General features: G+C 70.3%; 18 protein-coding genes. 9 read left to right on the top strand and 9 right to left on the bottom strand.

Annotation, left to right across the window (positions count from 1 at the left end; all coding sequences use genetic code 11):
* Nucleotides 1-59: 59 nt before the first annotated feature.
* Together Pla163_RS17200 and Pla163_RS17205 are read left to right on the top strand one after the other, a co-directional pair.
* Nucleotides 60-431: a DUF4870 domain-containing protein gene (locus Pla163_RS17200; RefSeq protein WP_145191489.1), complete on the top strand. Its 372-nt coding sequence runs from the start codon at nucleotides 60-62 to the stop codon at nucleotides 429-431.
* A 155-nt stretch (nucleotides 432-586) separates the two neighbouring features.
* Nucleotides 587-2,266, top strand: a complete 1,680-nt coding sequence (locus Pla163_RS17205) for an ATP-binding protein (protein WP_419186082.1) — start codon at nucleotides 587-589, stop codon at nucleotides 2,264-2,266.
* Nucleotides 2,267-2,294: 28 nt separating this feature from the next.
* Here Pla163_RS17205 and Pla163_RS17210 read toward each other — a convergent pair whose 3' ends face one another.
* Nucleotides 2,295-2,609: a hypothetical protein gene (locus tag Pla163_RS17210; protein ID WP_145191495.1), complete on the bottom strand. Its 315-nt coding sequence runs from the start codon at nucleotides 2,607-2,609 to the stop codon at nucleotides 2,295-2,297.
* 106 nt (nucleotides 2,610-2,715) lie between these two features.
* On the opposite strand from Pla163_RS17210, the gene Pla163_RS17215 reads away from it, so the two are divergent.
* A complete protein-coding gene (locus Pla163_RS17215; RefSeq protein ID WP_145191499.1) occupies nucleotides 2,716-4,785 on the top strand; it encodes a M3 family metallopeptidase in 2,070 nt (689 codons plus the stop codon).
* A 19-nt stretch (nucleotides 4,786-4,804) separates the two neighbouring features.
* A complete protein-coding gene (locus Pla163_RS17220; RefSeq protein ID WP_145191502.1) occupies nucleotides 4,805-5,335 on the top strand; it encodes a hypothetical protein in 531 nt (176 codons plus the stop codon).
* A 24-nt stretch (nucleotides 5,336-5,359) separates the two neighbouring features.
* Here Pla163_RS17220 and Pla163_RS17225 read toward each other — a convergent pair whose 3' ends face one another.
* The 3 genes from Pla163_RS17225 to Pla163_RS17235 form a co-directional block, all read right to left on the bottom strand.
* Nucleotides 5,360-6,688, bottom strand: coding sequence for a hypothetical protein (locus Pla163_RS17225; protein WP_145191505.1), 1,329 nt, complete (start codon nucleotides 6,686-6,688; stop codon nucleotides 5,360-5,362).
* 63 nt (nucleotides 6,689-6,751) lie between these two features.
* Nucleotides 6,752-8,071: a replication-associated recombination protein A gene (locus tag Pla163_RS17230; RefSeq protein ID WP_145191509.1), complete on the bottom strand. Its 1,320-nt coding sequence runs from the start codon at nucleotides 8,069-8,071 to the stop codon at nucleotides 6,752-6,754.
* Nucleotides 8,068-8,841, bottom strand: coding sequence for a TrmH family RNA methyltransferase (locus tag Pla163_RS17235; protein ID WP_145191512.1), 774 nt, complete (start codon nucleotides 8,839-8,841; stop codon nucleotides 8,068-8,070). The genes Pla163_RS17230 and Pla163_RS17235 overlap by 4 nt, the downstream gene beginning before the upstream one ends.
* A 46-nt stretch (nucleotides 8,842-8,887) precedes the next feature.
* On the opposite strand from Pla163_RS17235, the gene rsgA reads away from it, so the two are divergent.
* Nucleotides 8,888-9,904: a ribosome small subunit-dependent GTPase A gene (gene rsgA / locus Pla163_RS17240; protein ID WP_145191515.1), complete on the top strand. Its 1,017-nt coding sequence runs from the start codon at nucleotides 8,888-8,890 to the stop codon at nucleotides 9,902-9,904.
* A 73-nt stretch (nucleotides 9,905-9,977) separates the two neighbouring features.
* Complete coding sequence (locus Pla163_RS17245; protein WP_145191518.1) at nucleotides 9,978-11,582, top strand: S10 family peptidase; 1,605 nt, start codon at nucleotides 9,978-9,980, stop codon at nucleotides 11,580-11,582.
* Nucleotides 11,583-11,675: 93 nt separating this feature from the next.
* Here Pla163_RS17245 and Pla163_RS17250 read toward each other — a convergent pair whose 3' ends face one another.
* Both Pla163_RS17250 and Pla163_RS17255 read right to left on the bottom strand, forming a co-directional pair.
* Nucleotides 11,676-12,188, bottom strand: coding sequence for a DUF6812 domain-containing protein (locus Pla163_RS17250; RefSeq protein WP_145191521.1), 513 nt, complete (start codon nucleotides 12,186-12,188; stop codon nucleotides 11,676-11,678).
* Nucleotides 12,182-13,504 carry a bifunctional folylpolyglutamate synthase/dihydrofolate synthase gene (locus tag Pla163_RS17255; protein WP_145191522.1) on the bottom strand — a complete coding sequence of 441 codons (1,323 nt, stop codon included), beginning with the start codon at nucleotides 13,502-13,504 and terminating at the stop codon, nucleotides 12,182-12,184. The genes Pla163_RS17250 and Pla163_RS17255 overlap by 7 nt, the downstream gene beginning before the upstream one ends.
* Before the next feature lie 126 nt (nucleotides 13,505-13,630).
* Here Pla163_RS17255 and Pla163_RS17260 point away from each other — a divergent pair, with 126 nt between their 5' ends.
* The gene (locus Pla163_RS17260; RefSeq protein ID WP_145191525.1) at nucleotides 13,631-14,050 is read left to right on the top strand and encodes an NUDIX domain-containing protein; all 420 of its coding nucleotides are present in this window, start codon (nucleotides 13,631-13,633) and stop codon (nucleotides 14,048-14,050) included.
* Between the two features lie 93 nt (nucleotides 14,051-14,143).
* Entirely contained in the window at nucleotides 14,144-15,337 is a 1,194-nt protein-coding gene (locus tag Pla163_RS17265; RefSeq protein ID WP_145191528.1) for a hypothetical protein, read from the top strand.
* Between the two features lie 46 nt (nucleotides 15,338-15,383).
* On the opposite strand, the gene Pla163_RS17270 is transcribed toward Pla163_RS17265, so the two are convergent.
* Together Pla163_RS17270 and Pla163_RS17275 are read right to left on the bottom strand one after the other, a co-directional pair.
* Nucleotides 15,384-16,604: a DUF1501 domain-containing protein gene (locus Pla163_RS17270; protein WP_145191531.1), complete on the bottom strand. Its 1,221-nt coding sequence runs from the start codon at nucleotides 16,602-16,604 to the stop codon at nucleotides 15,384-15,386.
* Between the two features lie 64 nt (nucleotides 16,605-16,668).
* Nucleotides 16,669-18,465, bottom strand: coding sequence for a DUF1800 domain-containing protein (locus Pla163_RS17275; RefSeq protein WP_419186083.1), 1,797 nt, complete (start codon nucleotides 18,463-18,465; stop codon nucleotides 16,669-16,671).
* Between the two features lie 235 nt (nucleotides 18,466-18,700).
* Between Pla163_RS17275 and Pla163_RS17280 the strand changes: the two genes are divergently transcribed.
* Entirely contained in the window at nucleotides 18,701-20,506 is a 1,806-nt protein-coding gene (locus Pla163_RS17280; RefSeq protein WP_145191537.1) for a UbiD family decarboxylase, read from the top strand.
* Nucleotides 20,507-20,660: 154 nt separating this feature from the next.
* On the opposite strand, the gene phoU is transcribed toward Pla163_RS17280, so the two are convergent.
* Nucleotides 20,661-21,347 carry a phosphate signaling complex protein PhoU gene (phoU, locus tag Pla163_RS17285; RefSeq protein WP_145191540.1) on the bottom strand — a complete coding sequence of 229 codons (687 nt, stop codon included), beginning with the start codon at nucleotides 21,345-21,347 and terminating at the stop codon, nucleotides 20,661-20,663.
* Between the last annotated feature and the right edge of the window lie 51 nt (nucleotides 21,348-21,398).

The following is a 21,398-nucleotide window of genomic DNA, read 5'->3' on the forward strand; positions in this document are numbered from 1 at the left end:
GATCGCGTACACCGGTGCTCCACGTGACGACCACCGGCCGGCTCCGACCGCAGCAGCCCATGAACACCGACCCGACGACTCCCGACGCGGACGAGCGCCAGATGGCGATGTTCGCCCACCTCTCGATGCTCTCCTTCTTCCTCACGGGCATCGGGCTCCTGGCCGGCCCCATCGTCGTCTGGTTGATGAAGAAGGACGAATCAGCCTTCGTCGACGAGAACGGCAAGGAAGCGATCAACTTCGCGATCTCGATCGTGATCTGGAACATCGCCGCGTTCGTGATGTTCTTCACGGTCATCCTGATCCCGGTCTCCTTCGTGATCTGGATCGGCAGCTCGCTGTTCCTGCTGGTCATGTCGATCGTCGCGGGCCTGAAGGCGAACGAAGGCACGATCTTCCGCTACCCGCTGACCTTCCGGCTCCTGCGCTAGGGGCCCGACCGGCGGGGGGGGGGCGGCCCCGGACGCCGCCGCGCGGTTGGCCGCCGGGGCACCGGTCCCAAGAGCGGGGAGGATCGGTGGCGACGCGCCGAATGACTTGGGTTCGGCGCGCCCACGTGGCGATCGGCGAGCAGGAGAACCTCGCCATGCAACCTGCCCCGCTACCGCTCTCGGAACCCGAACGCCTTGCCGCGCTCTCTCGCTACCAAGTCCTCGACACCGGTCCCGAACCGAGTTTCGACGACCTGACCCGTCTCGCCTCCCAGCTGTGCGACACGCCGATCGCTCTGGTCAGCCTGATCGATGCCGAGCGCCAGTGGTTCAAGTCGCGCGTCGGTCTCGACGCCACCGAGACCCCGAGGGATCTGGCGTTCTGCGCCCATGCGATCCTCGACAAGGACGAAGTCATGGTCGTACCCGATGCGCGGCTCGACTCGCGCTTCGCAGACAACCCGCTCGTGGAAGGGCCGCCGAACGTGCGCTTCTACGCCGGCGTGCCCTTGGTCGAGTCGGACGGGCACGCGCTGGGCACCCTGTGCGTGATCGACACCGTCGCGCGCGAACTGACCGATGACCAGCTCGACGTGCTGCGCGTCCTCGGCCGCCAGGTCGTCAGCCAGCTCGAGCTGCGCCGCCGCAACCGCGAACTGCGCGCTGCGGAACGCTTGGCGCAGATGGCTGCCGAGTCGCGCGCCAGCTTCATGGTCGACATGAGCCGCGAGATCCGGACGCCTCTGGGAGCCGTGTTGGGCTTCTCCGAACTGCTCTCCGAAGCGCCGGGCCTGCCGCCCGGCGCCCGCGAACTCGTCAAGACGATCGCCCGCAACGGCCGCCACCTCGGAGCGCTGGTCGGCGACGTCCTCGATCTCTCGAAGATCGAATCCGGCCAGCTGCGAATCGCGTCCGCCCCCGTCGACCTTCGCGAACTGGTCGAGGAACAGGTCGAACTCCAGCGCTCCCACGCGGAAGCCAAGGGGCTCGAGCTCAGCATCTCCTACGGCACGTCCGTTCCCGCCACGATCGTCTGCGACCGCTCGCGGCTGCGTCAGATCCTGCGCAACCTGATCGACAACGCCGTCAAGGCGACCGAACAGGGGCGCGTCCAGGTGCTCCTGCGCGGCATTCGTGGAACCGATGCCCAGCCCGTTCTCGAGTGCGAAGTACGGGACACGGGGGCCGGCATCGAGAGCGAGCGCCTGGTCGCGATCTTCGAGCCCTTCCGCATCGCGGAGCCCGGAAGGAACGCGCGTTTCGGCGGCACGGGGCTGGGCCTCACGGTCTCGCGCCAGCTGGCGGAGGCGATGGGTGGGAAGCTCGAAGTGCGCTCGACTCCGGGCAACGGCAGTTCGTTCATCCTGAAGCTCCCCATGCGGGCGCTGGAGGAGGCGACGGGTGATCTCGAGAGCGGCAGCGCGCCGCCGTCGACGAGTCGCCTCGAGTCCGCTCGCGTGCTCGTGGTCGACGACATGCCGGACAACCGACTCCTCGTTCGCCACATGCTCGGCCGCGTGGGCGCCGACGTGCGCTGCGCGGCGAGCGGCACGATCGCGCTGCAGATGCTCAAGAAGTCGCCCGACGTGGACGTGGTCCTGATGGACCTCTCGATGCCGGTTCTCAACGGGTACGAGACCTTGTCGTTGTTGCGAGCGCGCGGCTTCGACCGCCCGGTCGTGGCACTGACGGCCTCGGCGAGCGCGGACGATCGCGAGGCGTGCATGGCGGCGGGCTTCGACGCCTACCTCACCCGTCCGATCGATCGGAGCGCCCTCGAATCGACCCTCGAGAACCTCTTGGGCGACGACTCGAACGAGCGGCTGGCTGCCTGACGACTGGCGATCCGTCGAGGCGCGTCGCTCACCGCGGGATCGCGCTCACCAACAACAGGACGACGATCAGCGCGACGAGCGCCAGGACGAGCCAGCGCGGCCACGCCCGTGGAGGATCGACGAGCTGCTCGAACTCCTCGAACGTGTCGGGCACCGCGGGACCGCCGTCGGGGCCTTCGGGCTCGGGCAGATCGAGGTCGTCGTAGGCGGTCGCCTCGGACCAGCCGGTGGTGTCGTCGGAGCCGCACTCGCGACAGGCCAGCGCGCCCACCTTCACCTCGGACCCACAGACCGGGCACGTGAACCAGTCGGCGGGCGGTCGGGGTCGGCGGCGGCGGAACACGGACGCATCCTAGTCCGCGGCCGAGCTCGTCGAACCGAGCGCACCGCGGACGGACGAAGGCGCTGGCGGCTGGCGGCATCCTCGCACCCGGCCTAGGCTCGTCCGCATGATCGAGCCCACGACCGCTGCCCGCCCCCTCGCCGCCGACAACCCGTTCGCCGCTCCGAGCACCCTGGATCACGGAACGCCGCGCTTCGACCGGATCGCGGACGAGCACTTCCGGCCCGCGCTGCTCGCGGGTCTCGAGGAACGCGCCGAGGAAGTGCGCGCGATCGCGACGAGCGCGGAGGCGCCCACGTTCGCGAACACGATCGAGGCGCTCGAGCGGTGCGGACGGCTGCTCGCGCGCACCAGCGCCGTGTTCTCGAGCCTGTGCGCCACGGACGTGAACCCGGCGCGGCAGGAGCTGCAGACCGAGCTGGCACCGCTCTTCGCGGCGGCGAGCGACGCGATCTGGATGGACGCCGAGCTGTTCGCGCGCGTCGAAGCCGTGCACGCGGACCGTGCGAGTCTCGCGGACGCCGAGCAGCGCCGCCTGGTCGAGCGCTACCACACCCTGTTCGTGCGCCGCGGTGCGCGCCTCGACGCGGTGGCCCAGGAGCGGATGCGCGCGATCAACTCCGAGCTGTCGTCGCTGTCCACCGCGTTCAACGAGCACCTGCGGGCCGAGACGAACGACCTGGCGTTGTTGGTCGAGACCGAGGCGGAACTGGCGGGCCTGTCGAAGGGCGCGATCTCGGCGGCGGCGGACGCGGCGCGTGCGGCGGGCCACGAGTCGGGCTTCCTGATCGGCATCGAGCTGCCGACCTCTCAGGGCGCGCTGGGCCAGTTGGCCGACCGCGCCGTGCGCCAACGCCTGTTCGAGGCCGCCAGCGCCCGTGGCTCGCGCGGCAACGCGCACGACACGCGCGCTCTGGCGATCCGCATGGCGACGCTGCGGGCCGAGCGCGCGAAGCTGCTCGGCGCGAAGAACCACGCCGAGTACGTGCTCGCCGACGAGATGGCCGGCACGCCGGAAGCGGTCCAAGAGATGCTCGCCGGGCTGATCCCGCGCATCGTCGCCCGCGCCGAGGAGGAAGAGCGCGACCTGCGCGCCCGCTTCGCCACCACGAACCCGGGCGCCGAGCTCGAACCCTGGGACTGGGCGAAAGTGGCCGAAGAGGTGCGCGCCGAGCGCTTCGATCTCGACGACGACGAGGTGCGCCAGTACTTCCCGCTGCGCCGCGTGCTCGAGGACGGCGTATTCTTCATGGCGCGCGAGCTGTACGGCATCGAGATGCGCGAGCGCACCGACCTGCCCGTGTACCACCCGGACGTGCGCGCCTGGGAGGTTCTCGAGGAGGACGGCACGACGATCGGCCTGTTCTACGGCGACTACTTCGCGCGGGCGAGCAAGCGCGGCGGCGCGTGGATGACGAGTTTCGCCGAGCAGAGCACGCTGCACGAGCAACTGCCGCTGGTCGTCAACGTCATGAACGTGCCGAAGCCGGGCGCGGGGCAGGAGGCGCTGCTGTCGTTCGACCAGGTCACGACGATGTTCCACGAGTTCGGCCACGCGCTGCACGGCCTCTTGAGCAGCGTGCGCCACCCGCTGCTGTCGGGCACGAGCGTGCCGCGCGACTTCGTCGAGTTCCCCTCGCAGCTGCACGAGGACTTCGCGTTCGACCCGCGCGTGCTCGAACGCTGCGCCGTGCACCACGAGACCGGCGCACCGTTGCCGACCGAGTTCGTCGAGAAGATCCGCGCCGCGCGCGCCTACGGACAGGGTTTCGACGCCTTCGAGTACGTGGCCGCCGCGTCGCTGGACCTGGCGTGGCACACGCTCGCGCCGGGCGCGGTCGTCGAGGACGCCGAAGCCTTCGAGAAGTCGGCGCTCGAGCACCTCGGCCTCGCGCACCCGCTGATCCCGCCGCGCTACCGCACCTGCTACTTCGCGCACATCTTCGCGGGTGGCTACGCGGCCGGTTACTACGCCTACCTGTGGAGCGAGGCCCTGGCCGCCGACGGTTTCGCCGGCATGCAGGAAGCGGGCGGCATGGTGCGCGAAGCCGGCCGACGCGCGCGCGAGGCGGTGCTCGGTCGCGGCCTGACGCTCGAGCCGATGGACATGTACCGCGCGTTCCGCGGTCGCGAGTTGGACACGGCACCGCTGCTCGAGCGGCGCGGGTTGGCGTAGCGTCCGGAGCGCGCGTCTCGTGAGCACCGCTCTCCTCGAACGCGAACTGGCCGACTGGGACGGCCGCTCGAAAGCGGCGATCGAGTCCATCTACGAGCGCTCCAAGGAGCGCCGCGGCTTCGTCGCGGCGGTGATCGCACTCGCGGTGCGCGTCGAGTTCGCGGTCGGAGCGACCTGGCTCCTGAAGCGTCACCTCGAGGACGGCGGGAAGCTGGTGCCCGCCCAGTCCGACAGGCTCTTCGAACACCTCGGCGCGCTCGAGGCCTGGGAGGCGCGACTGCACGTGCTGCAGTCGCTCCCGCACCTGCGCATCCGCGAGGCGCACGTGCCCGCGGTCGAGCGGCTCGCTCGCGACGGGATCGCGTCCGAACGCCCCTTCGTCCGCGCCTGGGCGTACAGCGGATTCTGCGAACTCGCGAACGAGTACCCCGAGTTCACCGCGGAGGCCGAGCGTCTGCTCGAGCAGGCCCGCGGCGACGAGGCGGCTTCGGTGCGCGCGCGCGTGCGGCGGATCGAGAAGGCGCGGGCGAAGCGGCGCCGGTCGGAGTAGGCGTCGGCGGCGCCGCGCCGGTGGTCACTCGCGCTCGATCGTCGAGCCGGGTGGGCCGGCGACGAAGGTGAAGGAAGGGCCCGGCTCGGGCCACTTCTTCAATGCTTCGAGGGAGAAGGCTGCCGGCTGAGGATCCGCAAAGAGAGTGTCCGGTCGCTCCGGCGCAGACGTGTTCTGCAATTCATCGAGAGAGGCGACGATGCTCCATTCAGCTTCGACCGACTGCGATGGATCGAAAGCATAGGTGAGGCCGGGCACGAGCACCCAAGCTGGGCCGCGGCCGACACCCAACGGACACCGGATGCTGTACCAAGCCGCTTGCTCCTCGGAGACACCGAACCGCGTCAACGCAGGCGGACGCGGAGGCGGCGTAATTCCGCTGTAGCCATTGACCGGGAAGACGATGGCCCGCGGATGGGGCTCGTGGAGCTGCCACCCCCACAGGCAGCCGCCGAGTGCGCGCGTGGCAACTGTCTTGGGCGTCGCCGGCTCCGCTGTGAACGGCTCACAGACGACGAACGTCGTCACGGGCCCGTCAGGATCCACGTGGAATCCGACAAGTACGAGTTCGTACGCGCCTGGGTCGAGAAAGCACGTGGCGGTGAAGTGCGTGGCAGCGCGATCGCGACCGGTCGTCGAGAGCACGCGCACGGGAGCGGCGATCGGCGTTCCTTCGGGATCAATGGCGTCGAACGGGCCCACGACGCACGCAAGGAGCGTCGCAGTGATCCCCACGACCTCCGGTGGAAGCTCGACGCTGAACGCCGTCGAGTGGCTCGCGACCAACTCGATCGGCTGATCGACCGTGACGACGCCATCGGTCAGTTCGAACCTGAATTGCTCGAGGCCCCCGACCACTTCGATTCGTGTTTCACTGCCCAGTTCGGGCCAGGAGTACAGATGAGGAACCGCGCGGTACTTTCCCGGCGGCAAGGGGCCGATGGACACGTGGCCCGCTGTCGGACTCACATGCCTGCGCGGTTCGAGGCTTCCCGGTCCTTGCGTCCCTCCCAGCCGCGTAATCGTCAGACCAAACTTCGAGTTGCTCCGATCGAAGAGAACGCGCTCCATCTCGAGGTCGCGCTCGCCGTTCACGAAGACGGGGCATGAGAACTCGAGCGTGCACGCGGGGTGGCCGATGCCGGCGGGCGAGCTCTCGACCACAGCCTCGCGTGGCGTCGCGGGCGTGATTCCGTCAGTCACGGCCAACTGCACGGACGTCGGCTCGACTGGCGAGGATGCACGGTCCACACCTTCGTCGCCGACCTCCACGTTCACGAGCGACGCGCCTTCGCCGTTCAAGAGAGCGGGCGTGACGACGACAGCGACCGCAACGACGACCACCGCGAGCACGACGAACAGGAGCGAGCGCATGGGCCCCCTAGCTGGATTCGCCGCTGGGGTCGCAGGTCTCGCTCACTCGGTCGACGAATCGCGCGCAGTGTCGTCGCCCGCCGAACTGACCCCGCCCGACCCGAGATACTGCCGCCCGACCAGACCCGGCGGCAAGCACTCCATCTCGGTCGTGGCGGCCGGATCGTCGTGGGCGTAGCGGTAGCCGTCGCCGTAGCCGAGCGCCTTCATCAGGCCGGTCGGCGCGTTGCACAGGTGCAGCGGAACGGGCTCGTTCGGGCGCTTCTGGATGTCGTCGCGCGCGGCGCCGTAGGCCATGTACACCGCGTTCGACTTGGGCGCGCGCGCCAGGTAGACGGCGGCCTGCACGATGGCCAGTTCGCCCTCGGGTGAGCCGAGCCGCTTCCACGTGTCCCAACAGGCGATGCACTGCTCGACCGCGCGCGGGTCGGCCACGCCGATGTCCTCGACGGCCATGCGCACGAGCCGCCGCATGAGGAAGTCGCGGTCCTCGCCGCCCTCGAGCATGCGCGTCAGCCAGTACACCGCCGCGTCGTCGCTGCCGTTGCGGATCGACTTGTGCAGCGCGCTGATGAGGTTGTAGTGCTCCTCGCCGCGCTTGTCGTGGCGCACGAGCTTGCGCTGCAGCGCGCGCGCGAGGACCTTGGGCGTGACTTCGCCGTCGCGACCGGCCAAGAGCGCACACGTCTCGAGCAGCGTCAACGCCCGCCGCGCGTCGCCGTCGGCCGCGCGCGCGATCTCGGTCACCGCTTCCGGCACGGCGCGGAGTCGACCGCCGAGTCCGCGCTCGGGATCGCTGAGAGCGCGTTCGACCAGGGCCGTCAGCTCGGGCTCGCCGAGCGGCTCGAGGACGAGCACCCGCGCGCGCGACAACAGCGCCGAGTTCAGTTCGAAACTCGGGTTCTCGGTCGTCGCGCCGATCAACAGGATGTCGCCGCTCTCGACGAACGGCAGGAACGCGTCCTGCTGGGCCTTGTTGAAGCGGTGGATCTCGTCGACGAACAACAGCGTCGCCGACTCGCCGCGCGCGCGCGCGCGTTCGGCTTCCTGCATGACCTTGCGGATCTCCGCGATCCCGCCCAGGACGGCGGAGAACGGCCGGAACCGGCGCCCGCTGGCCTCGGCGACGATGCGCGCGACGGTCGTCTTGCCGCAGCCCGGCGGACCCCACAGGATCAAGCTCTGCCACGCGCCGGTCCGCACCATCGCCGACAGCACGCCTTCGTCGTCGAGCAGTTTCGTCTGGCCGACGAGGTCGTCGAGCGTGCGCGGGCGCATGCGCTCGGCCAACGGCGCGTCGGCGCGGTCGGTCGCGGGGCGCAGCGCGGCGTGGTCGTCGGTTTCGCCGAAGAGATCGGTCATGTCGTCCCCCAGGTCCTCCGACGCGTCGACTCGAAGAGGAGCAACGTGGCCGCGCACGCCGCGTTCAGGGACTCGGTGGCGCCCGCCATCGGGATCGTCACGAGCTCCGCGTCCGCGGGCGGCTCGACCTGCGCGCGACCGGTCTCACCGGTCACCCACAACGCGACCGCGCCGCGCCAGTCGTAGCTGCGGAAGTCGCGGCCGCCACGGGTCGCCGCGACGACCGAACGCACGCCGGAACGCGCCAACGACTGGACGCCGTCGAGCGTGTGCACCGGCAGTCGCAGCAACGCGCCCATCGACCCGCGCAGGGCCTTGTCGCCGAACGGTTGGGCGCCGCCCGGGGCGACCGCGATCGCGCGGGCGCCGGCGGCCTCGGCCGAGCGCGCGAGCGCCCCGAGGTTCCCCGGGTCGGCCACACCGCTGACGCAGAGCAGCAGCGAGTCACCCGCCGGCGGCGCGTAGCTCTCGAGCGCGAGCAACGGCGGCGCGGCCACGAGCGCCAGGACGCCGGGCCCGTGGTCGAGCGCGCTCATCGCGTCCAGGACCTCGGCGCTCGCCAGGCGCAGGGCCGGGTGCTCGGCGAGGCCCGCGGGCGCTTCCAGGTCCTCGCGCAGGACCAACGCCTCGACCGCGAGCCCGAGTCCGAGCGCTTCCGTGACCAAGCGCTCGCCCTCGAGAAGAACGAGGTCGTCGCGCCGCCGCGCCCGCACCTCGCGGGCCAGCTTGACGATCGGATTGGAGCGGGAGCGGATCGGGTCGAGGGGCATCGCGGTGCTAGCCTAGCGGCCGCCGAATCGCCGGCGCACACCCCCGATGGAGATCGACGAACGAGCGGCCGACGTGCCCGCGGACCCCACGCCCCAGCACACGCCGGGCTCGACCGCGGTCGGCCGGGTCATGCGCGGCGACGCCAAGGCCTACGACGTGCTGCTCGACCAGGCGATCGTGCGCGCCGCCCCGCGCGGGAAGCTGTTCGAGGAACTGGGCGACGTGAAGAACCCGGTGGCGGTCGGCGACCTGGTGCGCGTCTCGCTCGAGGGCGACCCGCTGGGCATCGAAGAGGTCCTGCCGCGCGAGAACTCGCTGTCGAAGGTCAGCTCCAGCCACGACCCCAGGCGCCAGGTCCTGTTCGCGAACGTGGACCAGGTGATCCTCGTCAGCTCGCTCGGCAAGCCCGGCTTCTCGTCGAACCGCACCGACCGCATCCTCGCCGCGTGCCGACTCGAGGAGATTCCGGCGGTCCTGTTGCTCAACAAGATCGACCTCGATCCGGGCGGCGAGGCCGAGGCGATCCGCGAGACCTACACGGGCGCGGGCTATCCGGTGCTCGAGACCAGCGCCGAACAAGGCATCGGCCTCGAAGAACTGCGCGACCTGCTGCACGGCAAGGTCAGCGTGCTGTACGGCGCGTCGGGCGTCGGGAAGTCCACGCTCCTGAACGCGCTCTACGGCCTGCAGCTGAAGGTCGGCAAGATCAGCCGCTACTGGTCCTCCGGCAAGCACACGACGACGTTCTCGCGCTGGATCCCGATCGACGTGGAAGGCGAACGCGAGGCCGGCACGGTGGTCGTCGACACGCCGGGGATCCGGGTCTTCCGCCTGTGGGGCGTGAACCGTCGCCAGCTGCGGCACCTGTACCCGGACTTCGAGCCGTACAACACAAAGTGCCACTTCCCGAACTGCTCGCACGACCACGAGCCGGGCTGTGCGGTCGACGCGGCGGTCGAGTCGGGGAAGATCTCGGCGACGCGCTACCTGTCCTACGTCGAGATCCTCGACGAGCTGGATCCGCCGCCCGAGGACATCGAGACCGTGTTGCCGCCCGAGTGAGCCTGCGCTCGCTCGCCGAATCATCGCGCGAGCCCGCTCGGCCCGCGTCCATCCGTCAGATTCCGACCGCGCCATGCTGCACCCCTTCACGATCGTCGCGCCGCTGGCGCTCGCCCTGTCCCTTCCGTTCGCGTGGGTCACGACGCAGGTCCAGGACGAGGCACATTCGTCGGACAAGACGGCCGAGGACGTGCACCACGGGCCCCACGCGGAGTGGGCCGGCACGCCCTTCGGCGCCTTCGAGCAGGAGGGCGACGAGATCGCGGTCACCGACGGATCCGTCGCCCTCGCGGACGGTTCCGAACTCGGCTACTTCGCCCACGCCGGCCGCATGCTCATGCGCACGGAAGAGGGCGACGAGCGCGCGTCGATCTTCTACGTGCACTACGCCGCGGGTACGCCGGACGGCGTGATCGGCGACGGGACGGGCACGCGACCGATCACCTTCTGCTTCAACGGCGGTCCCGGCTCGTCCTCGGTCTGGCTGCACCTGGGCGCGTTCGGACCCAAGCGCATCGACATGGGCGAGGAGGGTTTCGACCTCGATCCGCCCTATGCGCTCACCGACAACGCGCACACGCTGCTGCCCTACACCGACCTCGTCTTCGTGGATCCGGTCACCACGGGCTTCAGCCGCGCCGCGAAGGACGTGAACGACAACGACTTCCACGGCGATCGGCGCGACGTGGAATCCGTGGGCGCGTTCATCCGCCAGTTCACCACGCGACTCGGAGCCTGGGACCGTCCGATCTACCTGGCGGGCGAGAGCTACGGCACGGCGCGCGCGGCGGCGTTGTCGCACCACCTGCAGGAGCGCTACGGCCTGTATCCGCACGGACTGTTGCTCGTGTCGGCGATCCTCAACTGGCAGACGGCGCGTTTCGACGAAGGCAACGATCTGCCCTACGCGCTGTTCCTGCCGACGTACGCGGCGCTCGCGGCCTACCACGGCCGGGTCGAGGTGGACGACCTCGAGACGTTCCTCGACCGCGCGCGCGCCTTCGCGGGTGGTGACTACACGGTGGCGCTGATGCGCGGGGACGCTCTCTCCGACGACGAGCGCACCGACATCGCAGCCCGCCTCGCGAGCTTCACCGGGCTGTCCGAGGAGTGGATCCTGCGCGCCAATCTGCGCATCGAGATCGGGCGCTTCTGCAAGGAACTGCGGCGCGACGAGGGCCTGACGGTCGGACGCCTCGACGGGCGCTACGTCGGCACGGACCGGGACGACGTCGGCGAGCGCTACGAGTACGACCCGAGCATGTCCGCCATCCGCGGCCCCTACTCGATGACGCTCAACCAGTACGTGCGCGAGACGCTCGGCTACGAGAGCGACCTGCCCTACGAGATCCTCACCGGACGCGTACAGCCCTGGGCCTACGAACGCGCCGACAACGAGTACCTGAACGTGACCGAGGACCTGCGCCGCGCCATGAACCGCAACAAGGCGCTGCGCGTCTTCGTCGCGAACGGCTACCACGACCTCGCCACGCCGTTCTACGCGACCGAGTACACGTTCGACCACCTGTTCATCCCCGCCGGGCTGCAGGACAACATCCAGATGTCCTACTTCGACGCGGGTCACATGATGTACGTCAAGCGCTCGGAGCTGGCGAAGCTGACCCGCGACATCGCGCGCTTCTACGCCGCTGCCGACGGACCGTCCGAGAAGCGCTGACCGCTTCGCGACACGCCCGGAACGCGAGCAGGGCCGGCACGTCGATCGACGTGCCGGCCCTGCTCGTTCCGGGTGACCCGGACGACCCCGGTCTCAGCCCGAGAAGTCGTAGATGTAGCTGAGGCGCGTCTTGTTCAGGATGCCCCAGTCCAGGCGCTTGAGGGTCTCGAGGTCGCGGTCGCCGTCGAGGTTCATGCCGCGCACTTCCGGATCGGTCATGACGAAGAAGCGGCGCGTGCGCTTGTCGTCGGCCTCGTAGCTGCCGGGACGCACGTTGCCGGCGATCTCGACGTTGAGGTTGCCGGTGTAGAAGACGCGGACGCGGTTCTGCTTGACGCCTTCGGTCTGGGCCATCTGCGCGAGGCGCGTGTCGGTCGTCGAGTCGAGGAACTCGTGGGCGACGAGGATCTCCGATAGGTTGACGTGGACGAGCGGCGTCTGGATGCGCTCGCGACTGTTCAGGTCGATCAGCGTCGCGTCACGGACCTTGATGAAGTAGCGCTGGTACTCGTCGAGCATCTGGCTCAGGCGCGCGTACTTGTTCTCGACCTGACCCTTGATCAGGAAGGCGTCGGTCAGGAACAGGTCGGAGACGATGGTCAGCATGGCACGGCGCCGCAGGAGCGCAGGTGGACCCGTGCGGGCCCGATGAGGTGGAGTGATCCGGTGACGAGCACCGTTCCCCCACCATCGGTCGCGAGTCGCAGAGCGCGCTCGAGAGCACGTGCTGGGTTCGGTTCGCAGGTGGCCACCAGGCCGAGGGCGCGAGCGTCCTCGGTGAGCGTGTCCGCCGGAACGGATCCCGTCCGGGAAAGGGAGGTGCAGAAAAGCGTTTCGACACGGGGCCCCAGCACCTTGAGCATCGCCCCCCTGCGCTTGTCCCGGGCACAGGAGAAGACCGCGTGGAGCGGCCCCACGCCCAGCGGCCCGTCCGGAGCCAGGAGCAGTTCCAGGCTCTCGGGGACGTGTGCTCCGTCGAGCACCACCTCGGTGCCCGCACGCGTCCTCCAACGCTCGAGCCGCCCCGGCAGGCGCGGGACCTGCGCGAGGCCGTCGAGGGCCGCCACCGCCCCCGGGGCGAAGCCGGCGCGCTCGAGTTCTTCCAGCAGGGCCCGCGCCAGACCGCGGTTGCGGGCGTCGGTCCCGCCCGTCGCCGGCGGACAGGAGCGAACCCGGGCGCCGAGTGCTTCCGCCACCTGCGCGGCACGTCGAGCGGCGGGGTCCTGCGGGTCGAGCCCCACGACGAACGGCCGGTCCGCGCGCGCGATCCCCGCCTTCTCGGCCGCGATCGCCTCGCGCGTGTCGCCGAGCACGGCCGTGTGCTCGAGCTCGACCGACGCGAGGCCGGCCACGGTCGACTCGAAGGCGTTCGTCGAGTCGAGCCGCCCGCCGAGCCCCACCTCCACGAGCCACAGGTCCGCCGCCCGCGCCGCCCGCGCGCTGCCGGCGATCATCAGGTCGAACCACGACGCATGGGCGCCGGGGGTGCCCTCCGCCAGCGCAGCCGCACGGGCCTCGAGCGCCTCGGTCAAGCCGTGCGCCAACGGCTCGGGATCCACGTCGCGCCCGTCCAGCCGCAGCCGCTCGGTCACGCTCTCCACGTGGGGCGAGCTGAACAGCGCCGTGCGCACGCCGATGGCGAGCAGAGCCGCCTCGAGCCAGGCCAGCGTCGACCCCTTGCCCTTGGTGCCGGCCAGGTGCACGAGCGGACGCCCCGCCTGGGGATCGCCGAGCCGCGCGAGCAGATCGGCCGCCGGGGCCAGGGTGACGCGCATCCCCGCGTCGCGATCGCGCTTCTCCCAGTCGACGAGCGCGTCGAGGCGAGCGAGCGGCTCGGCCAACGAAGGGTGCTCACAGGCGTACCAGACGGGTGTCGCGGGGGGGTCCGCGAAGTCGCCGCGATCGGCTCCAGAGGCGTTCACGGCGTGGACGATAGCGCCGAACAGCCGTTCCCCTGCGTGCCCCGCCCGCGCTGGACACGAGTTCGCCCCGGCTCGAACCACCGCCCGATCAGGAGGCGGTCCCGCTCCACCCCACCGCCACGCCCCATGGTCGAAGTCGTTCACCGAGTCCGTCTGTTCGTCTTCAGCTTCGTGGACAGCCACCCGGACTACCTGCTCCTGCGGCGCGACCAGGGCGTGGAGGCGATCTGGACCCCGCTCCAGGGTCGGATCCAGTTCGACGAGAAGTTCGAGGGGGCCGTGCTGCGCGAGTTCCGTCGCGAGATCGGACTGGAACGGCCGGAAGAGGTCATCGACCTGCAGATGCCGAGCCAGTTCGACCTGGGCGACGAGCGCGTGATCGAGTGGAACTACGCCTGTCGCGCCACGCCGGGCGATCCCCCGGTCGCGCTGCACTCGGACTGGGCGGACTACCGCTGGAGCGTGTTCCAGGAAGCGTTCCCGGCGCTCGAGTTCGAGCAGGACCGGGCGGCGATCATCCGCCTCCACACGCTGCTCGCCGGCTGACCGCCACATCCAGGCCGAACAGCGGGAACCCGAGGTCGGGTCCGCCCGTCCTGCGGGCAGCGACGGACGCCGGTCGCCCTAGTCTCGAAACACGTGGTCGAATTCACCGGACAGTCCCCCACCTTCGCCGAGGTCGCGCGTGAGCACGTGCTCAACCTGCGTGACCTCTACGTCGAACTGCTCGGCGCGGTCGGCGCGCCCTCGTCACCGGCCGCCGTGGGCGAGGCCCTGGGCATCGACGTCCAACTGGCCTGGCGCGTGCGGCGCTTCGCCGACGCGGTGGATCCGCTGAGCGTCGTCGCGGCCATCCCGACCGTCGGCGAGGCGGAGTCGATCGTGGACGCGGCACTCAGGCGGGGTGTGCGAGCGCGCCTGCTCGAGTCACTCGTCGACGGCACGCGCGCGTTCGACGGCTTCGTGCTGCGCAACGCCGAGTCGCGCGACACGTTCGACGCACAGATCACGTCCTTGATCGGCCGCGACCAGTCGGCCGTTCAGCTCGAGGCCCGGCGCGCCGCGTTCCGCGCGAACGCCGTCATCAAGGGCCGCTTCTGCAGCTCGTCGGTCATGGTCTACGGGCTCGCGCCCGGCTCGCGCGAAGGGCTGTACTCGTCGTTCAGCGTCTGCGGCGCCGTCGGTCTCCAGCGGATCCGTCCGGAGGCGTCGTTGCTCCTCGCGCACCTGCACATGGAAGCCGACGAGGACGATCCGGGCAACGGCCCCCAGCCGCTCGATCCGGCCACGAGCGCGCGCTTCGGTGCTCCGCTCATCGGTGAGTTCACGTCGTCGCGCCTGGCCGAGGCAGTGGAGATCGAGGCCAGGGCGAGCAACCTGGCCGTCACCCTCGCCGACTCGGAGCTCGGTTCGATCGGCGCGGTCACGTACATGTTCGGCCACCGGATGCTCGACTTCGCCTGGACGAACGAGCACATCTGGTGCGAGCTCGGCGCGAACACGCCCACGAAGCAGCTGGCCATCGAGTTCCTCGTCGACGAACGCCTGCCCTACGGACCGGCCGACTTCCGCGTCGTGACGGATCACGACGCCCTGCGGAACTGGCCCGATCCGCTGGGACCGGACTCGGTGGTGCACTGCGGTCGACTCCACGACCTCGGCCGCGACCTGACCCAACAGGACCCCTCCACGTGGGAGCGCCTGAGCGAGCTGTCGCGCTGGAGCGTGGATCGCATGGGCTGGGATCCGACGCACCTGCGCCGCTACCGACTCGTGGTCGAGCACCCGCTGTTGTGTTCGATCGCGCGAGTGCGCTGCACGCGCAACCGCTGAGCGGGCGACCGGCGCGCGAGTGGCGACCGTCGTCCGCCCACCGGCGTCAAACCTTGCGCGTGGGGAGCAGGTCGAGGCTCGGGTAGCGAGCGCCGAGCACCCGCTCGGGTCGCACGCCGAAGTGTCGCTCGACGATCGTGCCGTAGACCGAACGGAAGTCCGTCCCGAAGGTCATGTCGCCGCGCTCGTCCAGTTCGGTGAGCGACGGATGCGTTCCGTGGACGCCGCCGCGCACGCCGGAGCCCAGCACGAACATCGGGCCGGCGGTGCCGTGGTCGGTGCCGCCCGAGGCGTTCTCGGAGACACGGCGTCCGAACTCGCTGAAGGCCAGGACGCAGACCTGCGAGTCGTTGCCCTTCGCGCGCAGGTCCGCGGTGAACGCGGCGAGCGAAGCGTCGAGCTCCTCGAGCAGGCTCGCGTGGGATCCGAGCTGGTTCGCGTGCGTGTCGTAGCTGCGCTGTTGGACGGAGAGGACCTGACAACCGATCTGCGCGTCGATCAACGCCGCGCACACGGCCAGTGACTGGGCCAAGGATTCGTCCGGATACTCGGCGACGGGTCGGTAGCGCGCGACGGCGCGGCGCACCTCGAGCGAGCTCGCGCGCGCGTCCTGCATCACACCGCGCAGGAAGTCGAGCTGCGAGTCGGACCCGCCGGCGCCGCTCGAGCCGGTCTCGAACATCGCGATGTCCTCCTCGTTCCCCGCCCAACGGTAGTTCTCGGGCACCTGCAGGTTCACGGCCGGGTGCCGCCGCGACTGCAGCGAGTAGGGCAACTGCGAGCCCACGTGGACCAGGCGATTCGGGTCGACGTCGTCCTTCCACAACTCGTTCGCGAGGTGCCCGATCCACCCCGGACCCGACTCGCGGCCACTCGCACGACCGGTGTGCCAGATCTCCATCGACTTGAAGTGCGAACGATTGGGCTGCGGGTAGCCGGCGCCCTGCACGACGGCGAGCCGCCCCTCGTCGTACTCGGCGCGCAGGCGCTTCAGCTGCGGCGCGAGACCCACGTAGCCGTCGAGGTCGAGCACGTCCGCCCGCGGGTGGGCGATCACACGTCGCGCACGGTAGTAGGCGTCGTCGCCGTGCGGCACGAGCGTGTTCAGTCCGTCGTTGCCGCCGGAGAGCTCGACGAGCACGAGGATCGGCTGGCCCTCGCGGCGCGGACCGAAGAGACCGCGCAGGGCGCCGGCCGCGCGGGCGTCCCGGCCCAGGAGCAGTCCGCTCGCCGCCAGCGAGCCCATCAAGAAGTGTCTGCGTTCCATGTCTGTTCCTTCCGTCGCGTGAAGTGGTGTGCGGTGTGCGGTGCGTCGCGGTCGGGGCGGACGATCAGTGCAGCTGGCCTTCCGGCAGTGAGAGCATCAGGTGGACCAGGCGACGCGCGAGGTGCTCGGCATCGGCGACTCCCGACGTCCAGACGTCCTCGGTGAGGCTCGCGACGGCGCGCTCTTCCGCCACGAACGCGAGCAACTCCGCGCGGGTCTCCGCGGACAGCTCCACCGCCAACACCTCGCGGGCGAGCAGGTCCACGACCTCCGCGTCGTTCGTCGCACCGAGACGCGCCGCGCGCGCGCTGAGGTTCAAGAGCGGCTGCCACCCCAGATCCTCCATGCGGTCGAGCAGGCGCACCAGGTCGTCCTTGCGGGCCGACTGCGCGCGCCGACGGGCCGCGGCGGTGGGCTCCATCATCGCGTCGCCCATCATCTCGCCCTCCATCGCGTCCGCGCCCTGCGATTCCTCGACGAGTTCGCCGTCGCCGAGCTCGGGGGCGGTCAGGAACTCCTGCGACCCGACGGTCCCGACCAACACACCGGCGAGGTTGCCGCGCTGCATGAACGTCGTCGTGGTGATCCAGGCGCGGCCCGGATCCCAGCCCTTGACGCTCGGCGGGTGGAAGAGCGTCTCGCCGAGGCTGCTCGCTCCGGCGGCAACCAGACCGGTCGGCGGATCGACGCCGATGCGCCGCGCGTGTCCGATCATGAAGTCGAGCGGGCTGGCGATGCGCTGGCCGACGACCGCGTCCGAGTAGAAGGCTCGATCGACGAACAGCTCCTCGAGAACGGGTCGGATCTCGTAGCCGGCGGAACGCAGGACTCGTCCGTAGTGACGCACGCGGGCCTCGCTCGGCGCGCGCCCTTCGAAGTACTCGAGAAGCCGTCCAGCGATGTACTCGGCGCAACGGTCCTGTGCGAGGACGATCTCCAGCACGTCGTCTCCGTCGAGATCGCCCGTCACGCCCATGAACGTCTTCTCGCCGCGGTCGTGCTGGCGTCGGTTGAACTGGAACTCGCCGTTCCGGTCGGTCCAGCCCGTGAAAGCGCGCGCGGCGGCGACGATGTCCGCTTCGGCGTAGTGGCCCTCGCCCAGGGAGAAGAGCTCGAGCAACTCGCGCGCGAAGTTCTCGTTGGGGCTCTGCTTCTTGTTCGAAGCCGCGTCCAGGTACTCGAGCATCGCCGGATCGCGCGCGATGCCGCGCAAGAGGTCGGCGTAGCTGCCGAGCGCTCCGTCGCGCAGGAGCTGGTGCTGTTCGATGATCAGGCGCGAGTTCTTGACCTCCTGGAACGACGAGGTGAAGAGACCCGTCCAGAAGAGCGTCATGCGGTCGCGAACGGGGTCGTCGCCCGAGACCATGCGCGCGACCCACCAGTTGGCGTAGGTCGCGAGCTGGCGGCGGTCGTTCTTGCGGAAGTCGGCGCGCACGCGGCGGCGCGCGTCCTGGATCTCCTTCTCGCTCGCTCCCATCTCCTCGAGTCGCGCGTCGGACGCGCGGCGCAGGTCGCGATAGCTCGTGTCCTCGCCCAGGAAGAACGGATCGACCAGGCGGACGGGCTCGAGCAGGAGCGCGACAGCGGCCTCCGGCCCGAGTCGAGCGAGGCGCTCGGCCTCGAGCGTCGTCCCGCCGAACCCGGCGCGGTTCAGAAGGTGCTCGGCGGCGGCGGCGTCGAAGTCGCGGGCCGTGATGCGATCCACGACCGCGGGCGCGACGGAAGCCGAACCGGTGGCGAGCACCGTGGCGCTCGCACGTGCGACGCCGGACACGTCGAACGTCGCCCCGGACGCAACGGAAGCGAAGGCGGAGTAGGCGGCGACCGCCGCGGTGAGGACGAAGGGCTGGACGATCTGCATGGCTTCCATTCTCGGTTCTTCGGGAACGCGCGCGTACCGAACCGTGCGCGCCGCACTCCCACCGCCCGAGTATCGCCCGCCCCGCGCCGTTCGGGTGAGGTCGTGCGGCCGGGCCCACTGCGGCTGTTGGGAACGGCCCTCGCCCGAGCAGGGCCCGTGCTCACCCAGGGGCCGTGCGGCCGAACCTGCGTCCCGGGCTGGGACGGCGGCAGCGGGGCGGCTACAAGTGCTGCCCATGGCGGACGCACCGAAGGATCTGGCGGAGTTCGTGCGTCGACTGCGCGCCGCGGGTGAGCTGGTCGAGATCGACGCACCCGTGGACGCGGACCTCGAAGTGGCGGAGGTGCACCGACGGGTGATCGCGGCGAACGGGCCCGCGCTGCTGTTCCGCAACGTGCGCGACAGGGACTTCCCCCTGGTCACGAACCTGTTCGGGACGCGCCGCCGGGTCGAGATGGCCTTCGGTACCGAACCGCTCGAGCTGGTCGCGCGCGCGGTCGCCCTGGCCCAGTCCGAGCTCCCGCCGAAGCCGAGCCGTCTGTGGCAGGAGCGCGGCCTGCTGTCGCGACTGGCGCGCCTGGGGCCGCGGACCGGTCGGAGCGGGGCCGTGCTCGAGGCGGCCCAGTCGCCCGCGCGCCTCGATCGACTCCCGGCGCTCAAGACCTGGGCGCGCGACGGCGGCCCGTTCCTCACGCTGCCACTGGTCCTCACGGCGCACCCCGAACACGGCGGCTTCAACCTGGGCATGTACCGCGGCCAGGTCTTCGGTCCGGACCGCCTGGGACTGCACGCGCAGATCGGCAAGGGCGCGGGCTTCCACCTCGCGGCGGCCGAAGCGCGTGGCAGCGCACTGCCGGTCCACGTCCACCTCGGCGGTCCGCCCGCCGCGGTCCTCGGCGCGATCGCACCGCTGCCGGAGAACGTGCCGGAGCTCCTGCTGACCAGTTTCATGCTCGGTTCGCGCACGCGCATGGCGAAGGTGCCCGGCAGTCCGCTGCCCGTCTTCGCCGACGCCGAGTTCTGCATCGTCGGTCGCATCGAACCGGGCGCGCGCCGACCTGAGGGGCCGTTCGGCGACCACTACGGCTACTACTCCGAGGTCCACGACTACCCGGAGATCACGGTCGACAAGGTGTTGCACCGCCCGGGCGCGATCTTCCCCGCGACGGTGGTCGGCAAGCCGCGACAGGAGGACTTCTACATCGGCGACTACCTGCAGGAGCTCTTGCTGCCGATCCTCCCCATGGTCATGCCGGGCGTGATCGACCTGTGGTCGTACGGCGAGACGGGCTACCACTCGTTGGCGGCCGCGATCGTGCGCGAACGCTACGCGCGCGAGAGCATGAGCACCGCGTTCCGGATCCTCGGCGAGGGGCAACTGTCGCTGACCAAGTTCCTGCTGCTGACCGACGGTCACGTGGATCTGCGCGACTTCCGGCGCACGTTCGAGTACGTGCTCGAGCGCGCCGAACTGCCGGGCGACCTGTACCTGTTCGGCAATCTGTCGATGGACTCGCTCGACTACGCGGGGCCGAAGATCAACCAGGGCTCGAAAGGCGTTCTGGTCGGGCTCGGTGAAGCGCGTCGCCAGTTGCCGGCCGAGTTCGAGGGCTCACCTCCGCCCGAGGTCCGGCGCGTCGTGCCGTTCTGTCGCGGCGTGCTGTGCGTCGAGACGGACGACTACGCGAGCGCGCCGGACCTCGCGCCCGCGCTGGCCCTTCACGAGGCGTTCGCGAAGTGGCCGCTCGTGGTGCTGACCGACGACGCCGAGCGCGCCGCCCGTTCCGACCAGAACTTCCTGTGGACGACGTTCACCCGCTTCGACCCGGCGCGCGACGTGGTGCCTTCCAAGGTCGAACTGATCGGGACGCAGGCCGCCTACCACCCGCCGCTCGTCATCGACGCGCGCATGAAGCCCTGGTACCCGGAGGAACTGTTCTGCGACGCAGCGACGGCGGCGACCGTGTCCGGGCGCTGGCGGGACTACTTCCCGAACGGCGGCGTCGAGATGGGCGACTCCGACCAGGGGCACCTCGACTGAACGGCGCGTTCGGGCCGGAGGCGTGGAGCGGGCGACGTCGCCCTGAGTGCAGCGCCCCGCGGTGCAGCGCACGGCGTGTAGCGCCCTGAGTGAAGCGCCCCGCGTGCAGCGTCCCGAGTGCTCCCGCCGCGCCCGAAGGGCGCCGCGCGACCGCTCAGCGCTGGCTCGGCGCGCTCTTCGGCCGCGGTCCGCGACCGTGGCGGATGATCTCGCCCTCGACGATGTAGACCACGTCCTCGGCGATGTTGGTCGCGTGGTCCGCGACGCGCTCGATGCTCTTCGAGATGCCGAGCAGCAGGATGTAGGGCTCGACCGCGGTCGGGTTGAGCTCCATCTGACTGATCACGTCGCGGTTGATGTCCGAGTGCAGGTCGTCGATCAGATCGTCCTCGCGACAGATGCGGCGCGCGACCTGGGCGTCGCCGCGCACGAACGCGTCGAGGCTCTCGCGCAACATGCGAGCGGCCTCGTCGGCCATGCGCAGCAATCCGTCGGGGATCGGCAGGGGCGGCGAGACCGTCAGCGTCGCGACGCGCTTGGCGATGTTGACCGCCAGGTCGCCGATGCGCTCGAGGTCGTTGTCGATCTTGAGGCACGACGTGACGAAGCGCAGGTCGTTCGCCACCGGGTGGTGCAGCGCGAGCACCTTGAGGCAGTCCTCCTCGAGCTCGACCTCGCGCTCGTCGATGGCGCGGTCGCCCTCGATGACCGAGAGCGCGAGATCCTGCTTGCGCTCGACCAGCGCGCGCATGGCACGGCGGACGCTCTCCTCGACCTCGGCGGCGAGATAGAGAAGCTTGCGCTGGAGCGCCTGGAGGTCGGAGTGGAGGTGGATGCTCATGGGTGTCTGGGCCCGTCACCGCGGGGTGCGGGCTGGGCCACCAACTGTAAG

Source organism: Rohdeia mirabilis, assembly GCA_007750655.1.
Taxonomy (GTDB): domain Bacteria; phylum Planctomycetota; class UBA1135; order UBA1135.

Bases quoted from the DNA above. Each gene is read 5' to 3' on its own strand.
- Pla163_RS17200 (WP_145191489.1), top strand. From the start codon at position 60: ATGAACACCGACCCGACGACTCCCGACGCGGACGAGCGCCAGATGGCG.
- Pla163_RS17275 (WP_419186083.1), bottom strand. From the start codon at position 18,465: ATGCAGATCGTCCAGCCCTTCGTCCTCACCGCGGCGGTCGCCGCCTAC.
- Pla163_RS17270 (WP_145191531.1), bottom strand. From the start codon at position 16,604: ATGGAACGCAGACACTTCTTGATGGGCTCGCTGGCGGCGAGCGGACTG.
- Pla163_RS17280 (WP_145191537.1), top strand. From the start codon at position 18,701: ATGGCGGACGCACCGAAGGATCTGGCGGAGTTCGTGCGTCGACTGCGC.
- Pla163_RS17235 (WP_145191512.1), bottom strand. From the start codon at position 8,841: ATGCCCCTCGACCCGATCCGCTCCCGCTCCAATCCGATCGTCAAGCTG.
- Pla163_RS17230 (WP_145191509.1), bottom strand. From the start codon at position 8,071: ATGACCGATCTCTTCGGCGAAACCGACGACCACGCCGCGCTGCGCCCC.
- Pla163_RS17215 (WP_145191499.1), top strand. From the start codon at position 2,716: ATGATCGAGCCCACGACCGCTGCCCGCCCCCTCGCCGCCGACAACCCG.
- phoU (WP_145191540.1), bottom strand. From the start codon at position 21,347: ATGAGCATCCACCTCCACTCCGACCTCCAGGCGCTCCAGCGCAAGCTT.
- rsgA (WP_145191515.1), top strand. From the start codon at position 8,888: ATGGAGATCGACGAACGAGCGGCCGACGTGCCCGCGGACCCCACGCCC.
- Pla163_RS17260 (WP_145191525.1), top strand. From the start codon at position 13,631: ATGGTCGAAGTCGTTCACCGAGTCCGTCTGTTCGTCTTCAGCTTCGTG.
- Pla163_RS17205 (WP_419186082.1), top strand. From the start codon at position 587: ATGCAACCTGCCCCGCTACCGCTCTCGGAACCCGAACGCCTTGCCGCG.
- Pla163_RS17250 (WP_145191521.1), bottom strand. From the start codon at position 12,188: ATGCTGACCATCGTCTCCGACCTGTTCCTGACCGACGCCTTCCTGATC.
- Pla163_RS17245 (WP_145191518.1), top strand. From the start codon at position 9,978: ATGCTGCACCCCTTCACGATCGTCGCGCCGCTGGCGCTCGCCCTGTCC.